General features: G+C 43.2%; 18 protein-coding genes and 1 pseudogene. 5 read left to right on the top strand and 14 right to left on the bottom strand.

Annotated elements, in window-relative coordinates; translation table 11 throughout:
* Positions 1 to 131: 131 nt before the first annotated feature.
* Positions 132 to 701 (bottom strand): Uma2 family endonuclease, encoded by a 570-nt coding sequence (locus IM496_RS22110; RefSeq protein WP_287663366.1) that lies wholly within the window; start codon positions 699 to 701, stop codon positions 132 to 134.
* 43 nt (positions 702 to 744) lie between these two features.
* Entirely contained in the window at positions 745 to 2,091 is a 1,347-nt protein-coding gene (gene accC, locus IM496_RS22105) for an acetyl-CoA carboxylase biotin carboxylase subunit (RefSeq protein ID WP_008203409.1), read from the bottom strand.
* Here accC and IM496_RS22100 point away from each other — a divergent pair.
* Positions 2,078 to 2,449, top strand: a complete 372-nt coding sequence (locus IM496_RS22100) for a hypothetical protein (protein ID WP_287663363.1) — start codon at positions 2,078 to 2,080, stop codon at positions 2,447 to 2,449. The two genes, accC and IM496_RS22100, sit on opposite strands and share 14 nt — an antisense overlap.
* Positions 2,450 to 2,519: 70 nt before the next feature.
* Positions 2,520 to 3,776, top strand: coding sequence for a histidinol dehydrogenase (hisD, locus tag IM496_RS22095; protein ID WP_287663361.1), 1,257 nt, complete (start codon positions 2,520 to 2,522; stop codon positions 3,774 to 3,776).
* A 5-nt stretch (positions 3,777 to 3,781) separates the two neighbouring features.
* Here hisD and IM496_RS22090 read toward each other — a convergent pair whose 3' ends face one another.
* The gene (locus IM496_RS22090; RefSeq protein ID WP_287663359.1) at positions 3,782 to 4,996 is read right to left on the bottom strand and encodes an ABC transporter permease; all 1,215 of its coding nucleotides are present in this window, start codon (positions 4,994 to 4,996) and stop codon (positions 3,782 to 3,784) included.
* Positions 4,997 to 5,212: 216 nt separating this feature from the next.
* Positions 5,213 to 6,787, bottom strand: coding sequence for a glucose-6-phosphate isomerase (locus IM496_RS22085; RefSeq protein WP_287663357.1), 1,575 nt, complete (start codon positions 6,785 to 6,787; stop codon positions 5,213 to 5,215).
* A gap of 199 nt (positions 6,788 to 6,986) precedes the next feature.
* Between IM496_RS22085 and dusB the strand changes: the two genes are divergently transcribed.
* A complete protein-coding gene (dusB, locus tag IM496_RS22080; protein ID WP_287663356.1) occupies positions 6,987 to 7,988 on the top strand; it encodes a tRNA dihydrouridine synthase DusB in 1,002 nt (333 codons plus the stop codon).
* Positions 7,989 to 8,622: 634 nt separating this feature from the next.
* On the opposite strand, the gene IM496_RS22075 is transcribed toward dusB, so the two are convergent.
* From IM496_RS22075 to IM496_RS22045, 7 genes and pseudogenes are all read right to left on the bottom strand, one after another.
* Entirely contained in the window at positions 8,623 to 9,045 is a 423-nt protein-coding gene (locus tag IM496_RS22075) for a type II toxin-antitoxin system VapC family toxin (RefSeq protein WP_002757383.1), read from the bottom strand.
* Positions 9,045 to 10,685, bottom strand: a complete 1,641-nt coding sequence (locus IM496_RS22070) for a restriction endonuclease subunit S (RefSeq protein ID WP_287663354.1) — start codon at positions 10,683 to 10,685, stop codon at positions 9,045 to 9,047. Before IM496_RS22070 ends, IM496_RS22075 begins: the two co-directional genes overlap by 1 nt.
* On the bottom strand, positions 10,679 to 12,661 hold the full coding sequence (locus tag IM496_RS22065) for a type I restriction-modification system subunit M (protein ID WP_287663352.1): 1,983 nt from the start codon (positions 12,659 to 12,661) through the stop codon (positions 10,679 to 10,681). Before IM496_RS22065 ends, IM496_RS22070 begins: the two co-directional genes overlap by 7 nt.
* Before the next feature lie 232 nt (positions 12,662 to 12,893).
* Positions 12,894 to 13,166 (bottom strand): annotated as a pseudogene (locus IM496_RS22060) (ParE family toxin-like protein).
* Between the two features lie 21 nt (positions 13,167 to 13,187).
* Positions 13,188 to 13,325, bottom strand: a complete 138-nt coding sequence (locus IM496_RS22055) for a hypothetical protein (RefSeq protein ID WP_194013278.1) — start codon at positions 13,323 to 13,325, stop codon at positions 13,188 to 13,190.
* Between the two features lie 35 nt (positions 13,326 to 13,360).
* Positions 13,361 to 14,053 carry a Rho termination factor N-terminal domain-containing protein gene (locus IM496_RS22050; RefSeq protein WP_287663350.1) on the bottom strand — a complete coding sequence of 231 codons (693 nt, stop codon included), beginning with the start codon at positions 14,051 to 14,053 and terminating at the stop codon, positions 13,361 to 13,363.
* Entirely contained in the window at positions 14,050 to 15,384 is a 1,335-nt protein-coding gene (locus IM496_RS22045; protein WP_287663348.1) for a ParA family protein, read from the bottom strand. Before IM496_RS22045 ends, IM496_RS22050 begins: the two co-directional genes overlap by 4 nt.
* 84 nt (positions 15,385 to 15,468) lie before the next feature.
* Between IM496_RS22045 and IM496_RS22040 the strand changes: the two genes are divergently transcribed.
* Complete coding sequence (locus IM496_RS22040; protein WP_194013246.1) at positions 15,469 to 15,888, top strand: GAF domain-containing protein; 420 nt, start codon at positions 15,469 to 15,471, stop codon at positions 15,886 to 15,888.
* Here IM496_RS22040 and IM496_RS22035 read toward each other — a convergent pair.
* Positions 15,868 to 17,061: an NAD(P)/FAD-dependent oxidoreductase gene (locus tag IM496_RS22035; RefSeq protein WP_287663347.1), complete on the bottom strand. Its 1,194-nt coding sequence runs from the start codon at positions 17,059 to 17,061 to the stop codon at positions 15,868 to 15,870. The two genes, IM496_RS22040 and IM496_RS22035, sit on opposite strands and share 21 nt — an antisense overlap.
* A gap of 516 nt (positions 17,062 to 17,577) precedes the next feature.
* Here IM496_RS22035 and IM496_RS22030 point away from each other — a divergent pair.
* Entirely contained in the window at positions 17,578 to 17,928 is a 351-nt protein-coding gene (locus IM496_RS22030) for a hypothetical protein (protein ID WP_104397605.1), read from the top strand.
* On the opposite strand, the gene IM496_RS22025 is transcribed toward IM496_RS22030, so the two are convergent.
* Both IM496_RS22025 and IM496_RS22020 read right to left on the bottom strand, forming a co-directional pair.
* Complete coding sequence (locus IM496_RS22025; RefSeq protein WP_104397604.1) at positions 17,929 to 18,498, bottom strand: ExbD/TolR family protein; 570 nt, start codon at positions 18,496 to 18,498, stop codon at positions 17,929 to 17,931. It lies immediately after the preceding gene.
* Positions 18,499 to 18,516: 18 nt separating this feature from the next.
* Entirely contained in the window at positions 18,517 to 19,155 is a 639-nt protein-coding gene (locus IM496_RS22020; RefSeq protein ID WP_002800075.1) for a MotA/TolQ/ExbB proton channel family protein, read from the bottom strand.
* Positions 19,156 to 19,972: the final 817 nt, after the last annotated feature.

Below are 19,972 nucleotides of genomic sequence, written 5' to 3'. Positions count from 1 at the left end.
TGCGTTGCGTTCCAAACGTAAATCTCGGTTATCCTGACAAAGTTGAAAAAACTGTTCATCGCTCAGTTGCCAAGATTCAAATTTAATTTCTACTACTGTCATCATAGATTCTCTTTTATAGGATTATAGAATTACCAAATATTATCAAGTTCTAAGACAAATTGAGATAAAATATTTTCCCCCGATAAACTCTCTGGATTAGTTAAAATTTCTACTGCCTGTCCTTGACGATAAATTTCTACTTCTCTAGTTTTTCTATTGATTAACCAACCTAAACGAGTTCCATTATCTAAATATTCCTGCATTTTTTTCCTAGCGGTTTCTAGGCTATCACTAGGAGACATTAATTCAATGACAAAATCGGGAGATAGAGGTAAAAATCTTTCCTTTTGTTGCGGGGTTAAAGCTTGCCATTTTTCTAAGGGTATCCAAGCAGCATCGGGAGAGCGATCGGCCCCATTCGGTAGTTTAAACCCCGTGGAGGAATCAAAAACTACACCTAATTTATGTAGGTTATTCCATAACCATAATTGGGCAGTGATTCCAGCGTTAGAATTGCTGGTTTCTCCTCCAGTCGGTGGCATAATAATTAAATCTCCTTTTGGGTTGCGTTCCAAACGTAAATCTCGGTTATCCTGACAAAGTTGAAAGAACTGTTCATCGCTGAGTTGAAACGAGTTAAATTTAACTTCTACTGTCATTATTATCCCCAACCTACTCTCGTCTAAAATTTATGGTAACGCCCTAGGGCAAGAGATGTTCCTGGATGAAATTAGTGTAAACATCTCCAGCTAAAAAGGCGGGAGTTTCCAGTATTTTACGATGGAAATCAATAGTCGTCGGTACTCCCGTGATCGCACATTCCCGCAGAGCGCGTTTCATGCGTTTAATCGCAGTTTCGCGATTTTCTCCCCAGACAATTAACTTACCAATTAGGGAATCGTAATAGGGGGGGATTTCGTAATCGGTGTAAACGTGGGAATCCATGCGGACACCGGGACCGCCGGGGGGCAGATAAGCGCTAATTTTGCCAGGGTGAGGGCGAAAATTGTGATCGGGATCCTCGGCATTAATGCGACACTCGATCGAATGCCCTCTAAATATCACCTGATCTTGCTTAATTTGCAGTTTTTCGCCCTGTGCCACCAGAATTTGTTCTCGGATCAGGTCTATCCCCGTGATCATCTCCGTGACGGGGTGTTCCACCTGAATACGGGTGTTCATTTCCATGAAGTAAAAATTACCGTGTTTATCGACTAAAAATTCCACGGTTCCCACCCCGACGTAATTAATCGATTTAGCGGCTTTAACGGCGGCATTACCCATTTTTGAGCGTAAATGGGGCGTTAAGAAGGGACTGGGGGCCTCTTCTAGCAGTTTTTGGTGTCGTCGCTGAATCGAACAGTCTCTTTCTCCTAAATGGATCACGTTACCGTGACTATCGGCCAAAATCTGAAACTCGATATGTCGGGGACATTCGATAAATTTTTCTAGATATACTCCTGAATTGCCAAAAGCCGCTTCTGCTTCCCCTTGGGCGGCTTTTAACATATTACCTAGTTCATCTGCACTCTTGACAAGACGCATCCCACGCCCTCCACCGCCGGCGGTGGCTTTAATCAGGACAGGATAACCGATGTCATCAGCGATACGTTTTGCTTCCGCTTCTGAGGTAATTAAACCACCACTGCCGGGGATAGTGGGAACTCCCGCTTTTTGCATGGTTTTTTTAGCGGTGGATTTATCGCCCATAGCCAGGATAGCGCTGGGGGACGGACCGATAAAAGTTAACTGATGATCGGCACAAATTTCGGCAAAGCGGGCGTTTTCTGCCAAAAAACCGTAACCGGGATGGATGGCCGTGGCGTTGCGCGTTAGGGCAGCCGAGATGATATTAGGGATATTTAAGTAACTTTTGCTGCTCGGAGGCGGACCAATACAAACACTCTCATCGGCCAGTTGAACATGAAGGGCATGGCGATCGATGGTAGAGTGGACGGCAACGGTTCTAATGCCCAATTCTTCGCAACTATGAAGGATTCTTAAGGCGATTTCCCCGCGATTGGCGATTAATATCTTGGCAAACTGCATTGGACGACCACGAGATCAGGCTGGTGTGATAGGCGACTATTTAGTAGAATATCTGGTTTTGTTACCTTGGGGAAATCGGGAAGTGGGGAAGTGGGGAAGTGGGGAAGTGGGGAAGTGGGGTGTGAGGTGTGGGGTGTGGGGAAGTGGGGTGTGGGGTGTGGGGTGTGGGGTGTGGGGAAGTGGGGAATTGGGGAAATCGGGAAGTGGGGAGATGGGGAAGTGGGAAAGTGGGGAAGCTGTCTCATCACCCTATCACCCCAAAACCCTATCACCCCAAAACCCTATCACCCTATTTCCTGACTCCTACCTACCGACGGCTAAATTAACCGACTTTGTCTCCCTCCCCGGTCAAGATTGAAAGCGATAAGCTAGAGTGTGAGAAGTGAAAACCTTTTAATCTCGTTTCGCCCCTAGAGGATAATAGCTCGATGTTGCGAATTATCACAGAGCCATGGTCAGCCAGAACGGAACTGAGACGAATTCGGGAACGGTTCGACGATCCGGAAATTCGGGAAAAAGAATCGCTTGTCCGAGAGATTGTCGAGCAGGTGCGACTTTCTGGCGATCGCTCGTTGGTGGATTACACGGAAAAATTCTACCAACAGTCCCTTAATCTACAACAACTGAAGGTGAGTGGCTCGGAACTCGATGCAGCTTATCAACAGGTGTCCCAGGAGTTATTAAATGCGATCGCTATTGCCTGTGCAAAAATGGAGGCTTTTCACCGTCAGCGTCTCCCCAAAGCTTGGGTGCAGTTTCCTGAGGATGGTACGGTTCGAGGGAAACGTTATCAACCGATTAACAGTGTGGGAATTGTCGTTCCCGATGGTAAACGGGCCTATCTCAGTTTATTGCTCCAGCAGGCGATTCCTGCCAAAATAGCGGGGGTTAAACGGATTGTCATGGTATCTCCCGCCGATGAGGATTTACGCATCCATCCGGCGATTTTAGTGGCAGCCCAATCGGTGGGTATTAGTGAAATTTATCGGGTGGCTGGACCACAGGCGATCGCCGCTTTAGCCTACGGGACAAAAACGATCGCTCCTGTGGAGATGATTGCTGGAATAGGTGATTTTTACACTAATTTGGCTAAAAAACTGGTTTCTGACCATGTAAAAATCGATTATCTCTCTATTACTTCTGATTTAGTTATTATTGCCGATAGTCAAGCTAATCCTAGACAGTTGGCCCTAGATCTATTAGCGCAAGCGGAACAGTATTCTCTAGCGGCTGCGATTTTATTGACGACGGATAAGGCTTTGGCGTTAATAGTACAGGAAGAAGTACAAAAACAGTTACAGGTACATCCCCAGAGATTGTTAACGGAAAAAGCGATCGCTCATTATGGTTTAATCGTGGTGGTGGAATCATTGGAAAAAGCGATCGAATTATCGAATCTTTTTGCTCCCACCCATTTATCCTTAATGATCGATGAGCCTTGGGAAAAGCTATCTTCTGTGAGACAATCGGGAACTATTCTCCTTGGTTCCACTACTCCAAAAGCGGTGGCTGATTATTTGGGTTGTCCCGTGGGAGTGGAAACTTTTCTCGATTCCGCCACTTTGATCGAATATCCTGCCGATTCCTTCGCCTCCATAGCCCATAATTTGCAAATATTAGCGCAAGCGGAGGGCTTTACGGCAACGGACGCGGGTATAGAATCCCGAGGCCAGGACAAGAACTAGAAAAACTATAATCTTCTCAAAGCCACTATCGGATCTAATTTAGCTGCACGATGAGCGGGAACAACACCAAAAATCAGACCGATGGCGCTGGAAACTCCTAAAGCGAGAATTATGGCAGGGATTGAGACACTGGTGGTTAAAGCGGCAAAAATTCCCGCCAGATACATTCCTTGAATGCCGACAAAAATCCCGATAATTCCGCCAGTGGTGGCTAAAATCACCGATTCAATGAGAAATTGACCTTTTATATCCCCTTCTTTGGCTCCTAAAGCCTTTCTTAACCCGATTTCTTGGGTTCTCTCCGTGACTGACACGAGCATAATATTCATGACACCGATTCCCCCGACAAAAAGGGAAATACTAGCGATCGAGGCTAACATTCTAGTTAAACTATCGTTAGTTTCTTTGGTCATTTCTAAGACTGCGGTTTGGGGGAAAATCTGCACATAATTCTCGTCACTGACCTGATGACGCATTTGCAGCAGGTTGCTAATCTGAAACTGGGCGGCTTTAATTTGGGCAGAGTTTTTGGCCAAGACAGAAATATGAGTCAGGGGAATGCCAAAGATAGCTCTGCGGCCTTGAACCTGATTAGACATGGTAGTTAGGGGAATTAAGGCTCGGTCGTCCTGATTAGCCTCAAATAAGGAGCCTTTCGCCTGTAAAACTCCAATAACTTGAAAACTAAGATCGCCGATGCGAAGATTTTCGCCGACGGGATTGCGATTACCAAAGAGATTTTTAGCTAATTCCGATCCCAAGACAATCACCCGATTATCCCGTTTCAGGTCAGATTCCATAATAAATCTACCTTTAGACAGTTGACGGTTACGCACGTTTAGGTATTCGGCTCCCACCCCGATCAGGGGGCTATTACTGGTTCTATTACCGAAGGATAAGACTCTTGTCCCGCTCAATTCGGGAGAAATGGCGGCAATGGCGGGAACTTGAGATGCGATCGCTTGGGCATCTTCGTAGGTGAGAGGCCGGGGATTAGGAATTGTCCGCCGGACATTGCGCGAGGAGGTGGAAACAAATAAAACATTCGGACCGAGGGCTTCAAACTGCTCGAGAGCGACTTTTTGCGCTCCTTCACCCACTCCCACTAGGGCAATGACGGAGGCGTTACCGATAGCAATTCCCAGCATAGTCAGACCACTACGCAGTTTATTGCCCATCAAAGCGGAAAAAGCCATTTTCAGGTTTTCGAGCATTTCCATGGTTAGTTACATTCAGTGATCAGTGATCAGTAAACAGTAATCAGTGAAAAGTAAACAGTAATCAGTGAAAAGTAAACAGTAAACAGTGAAAAGTAAACAGTAATCAGTTATCAGGGATAAAGATGAAGATAAATAAATAACTAATTAACTAATTAACTTACATCTGATAACTGATAACTGATAACTGATAACTGATAACTGATAACTGATAATTGATTAGCGGGTAGAGATTTGGATCGTTTCCGGTTTACTTAAATCGCCGGTAATAGTTAAACTGCGCTGATTAGCGTGGAGATGACGGACGATTTTATAGATAGCCTCAACTTGGTCACTAGAGCCGATTTTGGCCGCTAGTGTGGTTAGGTCGAGAGCAGTTCCCGTTTCCCGGACAACTTGCACGATTTTTCTTTGTAAATCCAGAATGGAAGCGGCGGCTTTTTTCCCTGCTTCTACCCCAGGTTGATGGTAGGCGTTAATATTAACTAAACTAGCATAGAAACTAACGGCCCGTTCGTAGAGGGCAATTAAGGCCCCTACCTGACGGGGAGTAACCTCTGGGATAGTGATAGTGATAGAGTGACGACTATTTTCGTATAAAGCTTGTCGAGTACCTTGCAGTAATCCCGACAGGAAATCGCCGGCAGTGGAGCCGGTTTCCACTTCCATGGAATCTCCTTGTCGGTCTTTTAACACTTCAATAAAAGTAGCGAAGAAATTGGGAATCCCTTCGCGTAATTGTTGGACGTAGGCGTGTTGGTCCGTGGAACCTTTGTTACCATAGACGGCGATACCTTGGTACACCTTATTGCCATCGAGGTCTTTTTCTTTACCGAGGGACTCCATGACCAATTGTTGCAGATAGCGGCTAAAGAGATAGAGACTGTCTTTGTAGGGCAGAATCACCATATCTTTCTCTCCCTTGCCGTTGCCCTCATGATACCAAGCTAGAGCCAGTAGGGCGCTAGGGTTTTTTTTCAGGTTATGGACGCGGGTGGCGATATCCATTTCTTTGGCCCCGGCTAACATTTCATCAATGTCGATACCCTGCAAAGCGGCCGGGAGAAGACCGACAGCGGATAGTTCTGATGTACGACCACCGACCCAATCCTGCATGGGGAAACGAGTTAGCCAATCTTGGGCGTATTTGTCCAGTTGGCTACCCGGCATAGTGACGGCGACCGCGTGTTGCGGAAAGTCTAAATCCAGTTTTTCGTAAGCGTTGCGGACTTCTAACATTCCGTTTCTCGCTTCGGGAGTGCCGCCAGATTTACTGGTGACGATAACCAGGGTGGTAGCTAGGGGTAAATGGGCTAGGGTGCGATCGATGCCTTTGGGGTCGGTATTATCAATAAAAGCAATCTCTAAGGGGGGATTAAGGGGGGATAGAGCCTCGGCAACGAATTGGGGACCCAAAGCAGACCCCCCGATGCCGACACAGAGGATATGGCTAAATTTTGCCCGATTGGGCGGCTTAATCGCTCCGGAGTGAATTTTTTTGACAAATTCTTTGATCTGTGCTATAGGTTCGGTGATTTCGTCCCGCAATTCCTGGTTAGGAGCGAGTTCAGGAGCGCGCAGCCAGTAGTGGCCGACCATACGCTGTTCGTCGGGATTGGCGATCGCGCCCCGTTCTAAAGCTGCCATATCTTGGAAAGCGCGCTCAAATTTTGCTTCTAGACCTTTGAGAAAAGCCTCATCAAAGGGAATCCGACTGACATCGAGATAAAGTTCTAGGTTAGGGTGATAGTATAACCAATCTTGGTAACGTTGCCAGAGTTGCAGATTATCCATAAAAAAAAGCGAAATTTTTGTTTAATTACTCGTTTAGGGGAGATAGGATTCTATCCTCTCCAATCATCATACAGGTAGTTTTAGACTAGAAGTTGACGGTTAACCATATATTAGGGGTTGGCAAAATGCTAACAGTGACGGAACTATCCCCTAATTGTTCGGTTTGCTGGTGTTGGCTGTTGATTTTTTAACCTTTCCTATGGCTATCTACTCATCCCCTCTCAAAATCGGTAACTTAGAAGTGCATAGCCGCGTCTTGCAATCACCTTTATCCGGTGTCACCGATTTAGTTTTTCGGCGCCTGGTGAGACGCTTTGCTCCTGATTCGATGCTCTATACGGAGATGGTTAATGCAACAGAAATCTCCCAGCTGCAAGAGTTACCGCAATTGATGGTTATCGGGGACAAAGAACAACCAATTAGTATGCAGTTATTTGATTGCCGTCCCGATTTTATGGCTGTGGCGGCGGAAAAAGCGGTTAAAGAAGGAGCGATGACCATCGATATTAATATGGGTTGTCCTGTTAATAAAATTACTAAAAAAGGCGGCGGTTCTTCGCTTTTACGACAGCCAGAAATTGCCGAGCAAATTGTTAGGGAAGTGGTGGGAGCGGTATCGGTGCCAGTAACGGTGAAAACTCGCTTGGGATGGAACGCTCAGGAGATTAATATTATCGATTTTGCCCGTCGTTTGGAAGATGCGGGAGCGCAAATGTTGACCCTGCACGCACGCACTAGGGAACAGGGTTATCACGGGCCGGCCGATTGGCAATGGATTAAACGGGTGAAGGAGGTTTTATCAATTCCTGTCATTGCTAATGGTGATATTGTTTCTGTGGAAGCGGCAATTAATTGTTTGGAATTTACCCAGGCCGATGGGGTGATGTGTTCGCGGGGAACCCTCGGTTATCCCTATTTGGTGGGGGAAATCGATTATTACCTCAAAACCGGCAAAAAGTTGCCGAAACCCACCTCTATTGACCTGTTAAGCCTAGCTAAAGAGCATTTACAGGGGCTATGGCTATACAAGGGACAACGCGGTATCTGGCAAGCGCGGAAACATCTGGCTTGGTATTGTCAGGATTTTACCGGTGCGGCGGTTTGGCGCGATCGGTTTTCGCGCATCGAATCCTTGGGGGAGGGCTGTGATTTAATTGATGGAGCTATTGCCCAATTAAACCTTGAAAACGAGAATATTTAGGGTCTGCTGAAAAAGTTTTTCCTGGTGGCAGGGTGTGGGGTGTAGGGTGTAGGGTGTGGGGTTTTAGCGATTTTGAAGGTGTCAATTACCTAATTTTCAGGGAAAAAGTACCTGAATTTTCCCCCCAATCACTCCAATGGTCGGCACTTTTTGAGGTCAAAAAAGTCTAAAAGTCTTATCCAACAAGGTTTTTAGATTTATTCAGCAAACCCTATTTACAGATAACGGTGCTACAAGCTGTAGGTTTTTACGAACCTTTTGCTGGTTCGTCAGCATCATCGACAAGGTACATTTACTACCTAAGCCTGCTCACGGGTTTCAGCTTCATGGCGCAATTTGCTTGACTGCTCCTAACTATCGATAATATCAGGTCGGGAGCCAATAAACCCAACGCTTTCCCAATAAGCAACTAGCTCCAGCCCTGTTCTAGGAGGATTTTGTAGATAACTGATTCTCTAGCTCTGAAGGTAGATCTAGGCTGATGTTCACGGTATTTCTTTAACGTTCAATGACCTGTCTTTGATTATATCCGATATATTCAGTTAAACGAAGGCTGCATCTCATTTTTGTAAATCTACTAAGTTGGGATTTTTAAGGCGAAACTCTCTGCTAAAATCGGGCGTTACTTCCGAACTCATACCCGACAATTCCGCATCAGAGCGGTGAATCCTGCTTGGGCAAAATGTTTGTCATAAGCGAGTGCTTCTCTGATTCCATTTTCTTCCATTATTTTGAAAGATACGCAATCTGTATGACTCCATGCTTTGTCTTTACGCTGTTGATATAGTCTTAATCCTTGTTCAAATTGCTCACTGGTTTGGGGAACAATACGAACATTGGGGTTAGAACGCAAATTTTGAGTTAGCTCTATGGCTAAGTCACGGAAATACTCACCACGTTTAGAGAAGTCGTTTAAGACTTCGATGAGGACGGCTTCACTGGTAACGATGTAGACGGGATGCAATGTTTTTGATAGCTGAACAGCTTTTTTGTGCAAATTATCACTAGGGTTAAGTAGGGCAACCCAATAACCTGTATCGGCGAAAACGACTCTCACTAACTATCCTGTTGCTGTTGATAATGGTCAAAGTTTTGGGCTAAGTCTTTTGGTAGTTTTGCCCATTCTTCATTGGGGATTTTGGCAGAAAGTCGGGCGGCTAATTCCCAGATTGGTTCTGCATTATAGTCAAATTTAATATTTGCGAAAGAGAAGCTTTCGATAGGTGTTTGATTATTCATAGGTGTATTTGATTTAGAAGAAATCAGTTTTTCTAATTTCGAGATCGCTTCTTGTTCACTGCGCCAAGCTTGATCGCGTAGTTGGTTAGCTTTGAGAACTAGATCCCCAATTTCATTTCTAATAGCTGGTTCAGGTAATGGAATATGGACAGAAGCAAGCATTTCTTGATCAACTTCAAGAATTACCGAACCATAGGAACATCGAGTCATCAGACAGTAGCCATAATCTGAGGCTAACCAAGCATAAAGATAACCTGCATTAATATCATCAGATGCTAGAATCCGAGTTGCATCTTCACTAGCTGTCCATGCTGCCATGTATTTAGGAATAATCTGTACTTTCCCAATCGTGCCAGAACGAGTAACAGCGATCATGTTTTCTTCTAGTTGAATTTCAGGTAAATCTTTGGTATGTGCGCCCTTGGCAAGTCGTTTAACATCAATTGGATCGACTTGAAAAATTTGCTTACTACTAAGCATAGGAATACCACCTTTGTCAACATAGGTGCGTTCTCTAAACTTTGTAATTGCTCTAACTTCTTTAGTAATTCGCTGATCGCCAATTTTAGTAATTTCAACAGGTAACTGAGCTAGTTGTTTTTCAGCAGCGATCGCTTCGGGATTGTGAAAACTTGCTTCTAAGCGTCCCATGAGTTGAGAAGCTTTGATCGTAGTCGTAAAAGATGCACTACCACGCAGAGCAATATCTTTGAGATAGGGTAGGTTTAAACGTTCATGGAGAAGGCGATCGGCTTCATCTAACAAATGATTTGCTTCATCACGCAATTCTCCAGCTTGGCACATCAAGCGACCAATTTCAATCCGGCGAATCGGCGGCAAATCGGGAATTAAAACTCGTTCTAAATGCTCTGGTTCAATGTGAACAATAACTGAGCCATAGGTAGCCTGAGTAAGCTGAGGACGACCATATCGACTACGAAGAAAAGCTGCTATAAAACCTGCTAGATCAGGATCAGTTGCCCGAAGTCGAATAGCGTCTTGTGAAAGAGCTTTCCCTGCTAGTGTTTCACACGCCAAACTAACATTACCAACAGTTCCTGAACAAGAAATTAAAATATCCCACTTTTGAATTAAGAGTTTAGATAGATTTTGTGTATATTTACGACTCAAATAATTTTCTATTCTTGGACGCAAACTAATAATGTCAGAACTGGAAAGAAAAGGAATGCCATGTTCAGCATCTACATAAATTCGCTTGAAGCGAAAAGCATTATGAGCTTCCTGACAAAGACCTTCCTTGCCATAAAGTGGGATGAGAGGTAAACCACTATTTGTCAAAGCTGTAACTGCATTATGAGCCTCAATGCTAAAAGCAGAAGCCTCTAGACGCACACCAGCAGCCAGGACTTCACTGAGTTTGATCGTCGTCGATAGTTTCTCCGACTCATCATCAGGTATCTCTGGCGTGTAATCAGATTTAAAAGCGTAAGTTACCATCCTAGTACCACCTTTTTCTTCCACTCAATAAACTCATTAGCTACCAAATCCGTATCATCATCCTCAACCTTTTGACGAGGTAGCGGTCTAGCCACACCTTCACCCGTTGCCGTTCGCTCGATCAAAGGGATTGACTCTGGATTAGTTGGAACCAGTATCTCTTCCCCTTCCTCATTACGTCTGTAGGTGATGTTACCCCGTTTGTCATGTCCGATCGCCTTCACCTGTGCCATAAAGATTTCATAATCAGACATTGTTCCTTGATCGATTTCCTTTTCAGTCTTTTTCTGAAGAATCAAAACCGAAGTTTGCGTCCCATTGTGAGGCTGAAAAGTATCAGGATGTAGGTCAATCGAAGCAACAATTCGGCAATGCTTAATTAACCAATAACGCACATAAATCAATCCAGGAGCGCCCAAAATTGCATCAGGTAAAACGATTCCCATCCGTCCCCCTGGTTTCAAAAATTGCCAGCATCGTTCAATAAACAAGATCTCAGGTGATGCAGAACCCTGAAGTTGTTCTGTCGGTTCCCAACCAGACTCAGTTTCTTTCCAAACATGGGCAAGCTGATATTGTTTTAAGGTTTCTTCATCCTTAATTGGTAACTTTGAACCAAAGGGGGGATTGGTTGCAATTACATCAAAATGACCCAGATCTTTCTCACTGCGTAAAGTTTTTGGATCGATAGCTAAAGCCGTGGCAAATTGTTTCCGAAAACTATCTTCCCATTGATGAGGATGTAACAGAGAATCTTGTCTAAGAATATTTCCAGAGCCGTCATTGTTCATCACCATATTCATCTTGGTCGCTTTGACTAAATCTGGATTAATATCAATCCCAAAGAAATTAATTTTAGCTGTTTCTTGAATTTTAGAATTGAGTGCATTTTGCATCCAAGGATATGACTGCTCAGTTACTCCTGCTTGTAGTTTTAACTTTTTGATTACCTCATTCATCGCAATTACCAAAAAGCCACCCGTCCCACAGGATTGATCGAGAATCTTATCAGTGACTTTCGGCTCCAGCATACGAATAGTCATTTTTTGCACATTTCGAGGTGTGAAAAATTCACCACGATCGCCCCTTAAATTTGCGCCAACCAGTTCTTCATAGGCTTTCCCTTTAACATCAATATTTGTACTCAGAAAGCTATAACGTTGAAGCTCACCGATAATATAAGCTAAAGAACGAGGTTGAAGTTTAATTTCATCATTAGCATCAAAAATAGCAGGGTATTGCTTTTTAACTGCGCTAAAAATCTTGCTAATGCGATTAAAAACAGTTAACCGACCATCATTACTCTTTTTCTCTTTCGCTGTTGCATAAAATTCTAAAGGATTAGGAAAATTACGCTCATCATGAATCTTGCAAAAAATAACCTTTAAAAGCTCAAAAAAAGCAGGTTGTTTTTGTAGCCCATCCGTTACATAAATATGATCGTGGCAAATCTTAAAAGAAAACAGTAAATTATCACCAACTGCATTCTTTAGTGACTCACGAGTTGGGCGATCAACTTCCTCAACATTACCATTCTTAGAAGGAATATCATTAGGCTCTTCATACTCAATGCCTTCCTCTGTCCTAATTCGACGCAAGACGGTCTTTTTCCTACCATTTGTCCACATCCCCCACTCAGAGTTATCACAAGCCGCCATATAAGATCGAAGCTGCTCAATCCCGTCTTTACTAGCAGATGGCGATATCGAGTCCTTTTTACACTCAATAACGATCCAAATATTTTCCTGATTGTGTTGATCCCCCTCACGGAAAATAGCCAGATCCACTCGAACAGTCTTACTACCCTGCTTAATTGGATACTCAACCTCGATCTGTTCTGGCAAATAGCCCAATTCCAGCACCAATCGACGCTCGATGTTCTGGCGAACATATTCTTCGGGCGTATCATTACGGGTTTTCTGGTCTATGAAATCACAGACCTTGCCATCTGGAAGTGTTGGCAAAAGCTTGGACATTGCCCTCCCCCCACAAAGAAAATTTACCTTCCTTAATGTTTTACCGGTAAATGATCTGCTATGACCAACTGCTTATTTTAAATTTACAGGCTGGAAGAACTGATAGCGGGTCAACCGTTGGCCGTCAACCCAGACCAAGTTGATTGGCGATCGCACTGACCCGCTATCATCAACCTTGAATAATATTATTAGTCTAACTCTCGGTCGGGTGCAGTGATTGGTTAGATCGCTCCTAATTCTTACCTATAATCTTGTCATACTCGGAGTGCGACCCAACCCAGAACCAAGCTATCTTTTCTTCGTCTGACTTCTTAATCCCTAATGCTCGCCATCCAATGCCGACTCTAACTGACCAGATTTTTTCTCTTGGTTTCACCTCTTTGAACTCTAGGCTGGGGTGAAATGGATTTTTTTTCCAAATCTCGTAATTTCTCTTGGCTGTTTCTTGTACCCTTTACGGCAAACTGAGAAAAAGACGAAACCTCTTGGTTCTGGCTGACTTCATTCTTCTCCAAAGCCTTTATCTTCATGTTCTCACCTCCTGTTCTTCTATCAGGGCTTCCTGTGCCATTATTATTAAAGCTCCCAATTCCATATCTTCGTTAGAAAGGCTTTGCTGCCACTTTAATTCACTTTCAATATCTTCTAGCAATTGATAATTCATAATTGATCATTCACTTTGGTTGATACTCCTTTTTCTTATTGCGCTAATATTCTGACTAGCTCTGCTTTCTTCATCTTGCTTAAACCAACGATTCCTTTTTCTTTGGCTAGAGTCTTTAATTCGGAAACAGTCTTGAGTTTGAGAGTTTCTTCTGAAAATTCCTCAATCACTGCATCTTGTTGAGATTCAGGAGTGAGATAAAAGACAGTTTTGAGTAAATCTAATCCCTTCCCTTTTGTAATTCCACACTTGAGGGCAACAATTGAATCTAAACTCTTCCAGAATTGACGGGGAGCTTCATCAATCCTAGCAGTAGCAGTAGCTAATTTAACTGTTTTTATTGGGCTATTCGGTTGTTCAATTAAGAACTGTAAAGCAGATTTAATTTCTTCTCTTGAAGCTGTTGAAAGATTTAGTTTTGGGGTTTCTTCTCTTGCCAAAACTCTGGATATATTCCTAGCATCTTCTGTTCCATCGGCAATAATACACCAAATTCTTTCTAGTCCAGCCCTTTCAGCCACAGCATAAACAAATGAGTTGCCGATAACTTCATAGCGATCCTCTGATAGTTCTTTCACGATTACAGGCAGCCAATTGCGTCCACCTGTCTGCTGTAATAGTTTAGCAGTAGCTTCAATTAAAAAACTATCAGCATCGGTCCCATTGGTAATTTCTATTTCATCTAAGTAGAGATACTTCAAAGTACCAATATCGGTATATTCCATCATTGTAAAAAATACTCCTTTGCTAAGTCTTGGTAGTAGTAATAAACAGAAATATGTTTATAAACGGCCGGCACGCGCTCAAAAGCAGCACTGGCTATAATAGCGTATTCTGGCAGGTGGTGAATATGTAAATCTTTTTTGGCAGGAGCGAGTTTGGGATAAAAATAGTGTACAAGGTTTTTGTCATTTTTTAGTATTTGATTAATTTCTTTTTGGGCAATCTCTAACTGTGGTTGAGTAATCTTCTCACCGTTGAAAAAAATTGGTAAGGCTATGGGAGTCCCATCTTTTTTTAATTTTTGCATTGGCGGCAGAAACTCCTTGATGGCAGTGGCTGCATTATGAAGGGAGAATGAATTGTTATGTTTTGTGGGTAAGAGGACAACATCAGCAGCATAAACAGCCAGCTGGCTAGGAAATCGCCAATTGGGAGCTGCATCTATAAAGATGTAATCGTACTCATATCTAGCTAAGTCTAATTTTCTATGGAGAGTGAATATTTTCATTTGAGAATTATACTGAAAGTCCGGATAGTCTGCCATTTTAGGATCAGCAGGAACAACGTCGAAGGTAATTTGTCGTTTTGGATTCTTAAAAGTATAGGGAATAATCACTGATTTTAGATCAATATTGCGGTCAGTTAAAGCCTTTTCTAGTAGTCCATCTTCTGGGTTTATAGTTAGGATAGATTTAGTTAAATCTCGTTGATTAAAATCAAAGTCTAAAACTAAAACTTTTTTACCTAAAAAGGCAAGGAAAGCGGCAAGATTTACGGTTGTGGTGGTTTTGCCTACACCGCCTTTATTATTGTAAACAGTAACCGTTAATGCTTTGGGAGTGTTGTCAATTTTTGTCTTGATCAGAGCTATAGTATCATCAATGTTCTCAGGAGTTAGCTCTATGCAAGTAGTAGCAGGAAAAATGGTTTTACCATGTTTTCTAAATAACTGGATGTGTGAACTATTGTTGATAATTCCCCATTGGGCTGCTTGACAGTTATTCCCTAATAACTGACGCTTTAACTGATTGACAGTTGCCTTATAACTTGGACTATTTTCAGTTAGGTTAATCTCTCTACCCTTTAACTCTATCAGCAGAAAAGGATTACTCTTTGTCTGCAAAAAAATATCGTTTCCTAGGTTTCTCCGAGTGGCAAAGTCGGTAATCCCACCGCCTCCCGTGTCGTACTGTGGAATTCTCTCCTTGTCTGAAAATCCTAAATATGATATCAGGTAAGGTGCAAAGTTTGTGCTAACAATCGCTTCAGACGCATTTTGAGGCAAATGCTGAAGATAAGATTTGAGACTTTTTACTTTGGGGGTGTTATCTTTCATTTGAGTTCACAAACTATAGACTAAAGTTAATGAATTGCTCTTTTTTTGAGTATAACACCCCATTTCCTCAACCCCTAAACCATTATGGAAAAATTAACTAATCTCGATCGCATTGCTGAAGAAATTTTAGGTTTAATTCCAACAGAAACGGTTATCATTGCCGAATTTGACGGTGATAGTATTTATTATCGCGCGGGTGCGGGTAAAAACAGCCAGGCAATTGTGGGCAAAAGGGGTGATATTGCCACGTCGGGATTGTGTACGGTGGTTTACCGGGATAGTTGTCCGGTGGTGGTGGGACAAACCCTAGGAGATAATCGCATCCGTCAGGATATAGCGGTGGCTTTGGGGATAAAAACGGCTTTAGCTGTGCCAATTAGGGTTAATAATCAGTTATTTGGTGCAGTAATGCTTTTAAATCGTCTCGATGGTCAGGAATTGACCGATCGAGATAGTTTGTTAGTGGAGGAATATCTGAACTCGCTACTCAGAAATGAGGGATAGAAGGGGTTGGGTAATCCAGTTGAATGCTACGGCGATTTGATGGTTAAGGGTAGGCAGACGGTAGAGATAGACTAAGCGACGGGTAAGATGGGCAAGGGGACCGGCTAATTCTAGTCCTAAACCGCTAATGGTAGCTTCATCGATGCCGAGGGTCAACATTTCGCCTAAAGGTTGATAACGGAAGGGTAAAGCCGGTTTATCGTGGAAACTCGCCCAAATATTCCAAGCGCAGTAGTCGGACTGTTGAAGGGCTACTTGGGCCGTGGCAGCATAGGGTTTATCCTCTTGGTCGCGACTATCGGCCGCATCGCCAATCGCGTAGATCTTGGGGTTTTCGACAGTTTGTAAATATTGATTAACTTTTAGTAATTTGCGCTCATTATGTGCTATGGGCAAATTAGCGAGCAGTGGAGAGGCGATCGGGCTAACGGTCCAGAGAATTAGATCAACGGGGATATTGTCGATCTGTCCTTTGTAGTCAAGGGAGAGGCGATCCGCTTGGATATCGGCGACGGTGGTTTCGAGGTCTAACCAAACTAGACGTTTTTCTAGGGCTTTCTTGGCGGTGTCGCGGTTAAATTGGTTTGAAGGGCCAAGTATATCGCTATTTCTTTCGATCAGACGAATCCTTCCCCTTTCTCCGAGACGATCGGCCAGCTTACAGGCTAATTCTACGCCGCTATAACCGCCCCCGATAATGGCGACCCGAATTTTATCGCGATCGGATTGTTCTAGGGTTTTGAGTCGATCCCGAAGACGATAGGCATCCTCTAGACTACGAAAGGGGATAGCGTGGGTTCTGGCCCCGGGTAGGAAGTCAAGGGAAGATTGACCACCGAGGGCGATCACGAGGCGGTCATAGCATATATCGTTTTGATTGTCAAGGGTTATTTTATGGTTATTAACATCGATCGCCGTGACGGTTCCCTGTTGGAAGTCAACGGGGGTATTAGCGAGCAATTCGCTGAAAGGGGGAGCAATTTCCCAGGATTGTAGTTCTGAGGTGACTAATTCGTAGAGAAGGGGAGAAAATAAAAAGCGATCGCTTTTATCAATTAAGGTAATGTGGGGAGGGTGTTGATCTTGCCAAGGCAATTGACTCAAACGCAAAGCAGTATAGAGTCCACCAAAACCACCACCGAGAATACAAATTTTTGGGTTTGAGTCAGTCATAAGTAGTCGTGCAAAATAAATTTCCTAGTGAAGATAGGCAAGAGGCAATAGGCAAGAGGCAAAAGCTTTATCGAAATGTGTAATTAATTTTGCTTAGGTACTTATCGATCGCTGAGGGTTTTGTTTCTTATTTTGACACTCCCTGCCGTAAAATGGACGGGGAAACTTAAACCCAAATTTTCGGTAAACCAGGAAAGAAAAATAGTTTTTAATTATCTACCCAGCCAAATCGCCAGCAAAGCCATAATTGTAGCCAGAAAAAGGATATGATTCATCCAATCGTCGAAAGACCAATTTTTAAACATAATTTAGTTCCTTAAAATCGAGGCTTACTGCTCAACAGCTTACCTTAATTTCTAATAGAAGTGCTATCGGGGGCAGCCGGTTGACCCAGGCAATATATTAAGATCAGTTAAGGGCAGTAAAGGGATCGTTAAATCAATCATAAATTGTTATAGTCCATTTCCTCCAGAGCCTAGCATAGAGGGGAAGCCTCCTTAATCCCTAGGTAATTGTATGAATGGACTACAACAACAGATTATCAGTCTTGATCGGAAAGTCGATCATCTACAGGATATTGTCGAAAGCCTCAGCCAGCAAATTGCTATCCTAGCTGGGGATAAATCGAGTCGTTCTCCGCGAGAATCCTTGGAAATGGTCGGGTTTTCCGAGTTATCCGATAATAGCCTCTACGATCATAAAGATATTCTCCGAGATCACGGTGGCAAACAGGCCCCGGCTGTCAGTGGAGAAAATTCTTTTGCCGATGAAATCCAAATTCGCCGATTGACGGCACAATTGACGGCGGCTTACAATCGCATTGCAGCTCTCGAAGAACAATTACTCAGCTATCGCATCCATTCCTAGTTAATTTCTGCCTAGAGGATTGGTTAAACCGGGTAAGGTAGGATTAGTGGGCAAATTGGGCAAAGGATTGCTATTTTCTATTGTGGGATTGTTAGCTTCCCCCGATAGAGTCGCTAAAGCCACGCGATCGCCACCCACCTGTCGCAGTAGATCTAAAACCCCAACCACTTCGTTATAACTGGCATTTCTGGAGGCATTCAGTACCATCAGTCCATTGGGACTATATTGATGATAATTCTTGATTGCCTCGAATAACTGGAGGCGAGTCACCATCTGTTTTTCGACGTAGAGTTGTCCGAAATCATCGAGACTAACCACCAACATTTCCCGCATCGGGGTGGTAGCGGTACTAGCTTTCGGTAAATCAAGACTGATAGCCTGTTGGCGAGATAATCCCACTGCACCGAGAATAAAGAAGGTGAGAATACAGAAAATTACATCGATCAGGGGAATGATATTAACCTGCACATCCTCTTGAATGCGGTGTTGATCATGCCATAATTTGAGCGGACGGGCTGTGATATGGCTACTTTTTGACTTTTTGTGGTTAAGAGATTTAGTTTCGGCCATGGGTTATAAGGGGGAGACTTAGCGATCGAGGGGTTTTTCTAGGTTAGCACTGAGGGAGTATTGTTGGTCTTCTCCATCTAGCCAACGTTGACGGTAGATAATTTCTAAATCACTGCCAGCCTTGCGAAAAATTCTAGCTTGATTGAACCAGAGTCCCTGAAAAATGCGATAGAAAGCGAGGCTAAAGATAGCGACAATTAAGCCGGTAGCGGTGGAAATTAAAGCTTCACTAATACCTAAAGTTACTCCGGCTGTGGAGGAAGTTCCCAGGTCACTCAGTTGAATATTAGCCAAAGAGGTAATTAAACCGAGTACCGTTCCTAATAATCCTAGCAGGGGAGAAAGGGCGATGACTGCCTCAAGGATTTTATCGCCCCGTTTCATTAGAGATAATTGTTCATCGGCAGCTGACTCGAGGGCAAAGTGAAAAACCTCTGGATCTGGATTTTCTAAGCGCAGGGGAGCATAAAGATAGCTACCGATGGGGTGATTGCGGGAATCCCTAGCGACTTTTGCTGCCAAATCCCAGTTACGGATGGCGGATTCCATAATGCGATTTAAAATCTGGCCCTCACTAAGGAGGGTGCGACTCCAAAACCAAATTCGTTCGATAATAGTGCTAAGAGCTAAAATAGACAGAAAAAGCAGCGGCCACATAGCCACTCCGCCTTTTTGGATTAAATCAGTTATACTCACGAGTTGTTTTGTCCCTCCAATACCGGGCGATCGGGTAATGATTATAGTTTAAGATTTAAGTCGATCAATTGAGATTTGACATTTATAGTTCTTACGCTGACTCAGAATACAGGATGAGATGGGGCTTTTCAAGGGGCCAGGAGATCTAAAAAGGCAAGAGTAAAATTAATATTAACGATTTCAGTAAACCTCTGGCATAATCAATTTTTAGTGGTTCAAAAACGTCAAAAATAAGGATTAAGTGGCATAAAATATGTAAATAGAGCATTTAATTGATTATTATTCATTCTTAGTTCTCCAGACGACCGACTACTGGCCACTGACTCCTAATCAACCTCGACAATTTTTGATTTTTACCAGAGGTCTAGTGATTGGCCCGACTCTATTTGAACCTAATTCTCGCTGGAGAAGTCAAAATCTTGGGTCTCTAGATATCGATTAGCCAATGACTATGAAAATCCTCGTCCCTAGGGCTTGAAAAACTTGTAGGGCTTCTATTTTCGGGTTAATCAAGGAAAATTCCCTCAACAGCACTTTGCTTAAACTATATTGGCACTAAGTGTATTAGAGTATATGTACTTGAGTTTATACTAGAACTCTTGCAAATTAATTATATGTTATAATGATGGTTTAACTAATTTTCCCCAAAAAATTAGTTAATCAGTACATTCGTCCTGAATGAAAACTTGAAGTTTAACTTTTAACTCAAAACTCTTTAGAGCTGCTTTAATTTGGTTATCAAAACCTCTTTATTTAAGCGGCACAAACTATCTCAATT

The organism is Microcystis sp. M049S2 (genome assembly GCF_020245625.1).
Lineage (GTDB): Bacteria > Cyanobacteriota > Cyanobacteriia > Cyanobacteriales > Microcystaceae > Microcystis > Microcystis ichthyoblabe_A.
The sequence above is the reverse complement of the archived record's forward strand: the minus strand, read 5'-3'. Positions and strand labels throughout refer to the sequence as shown.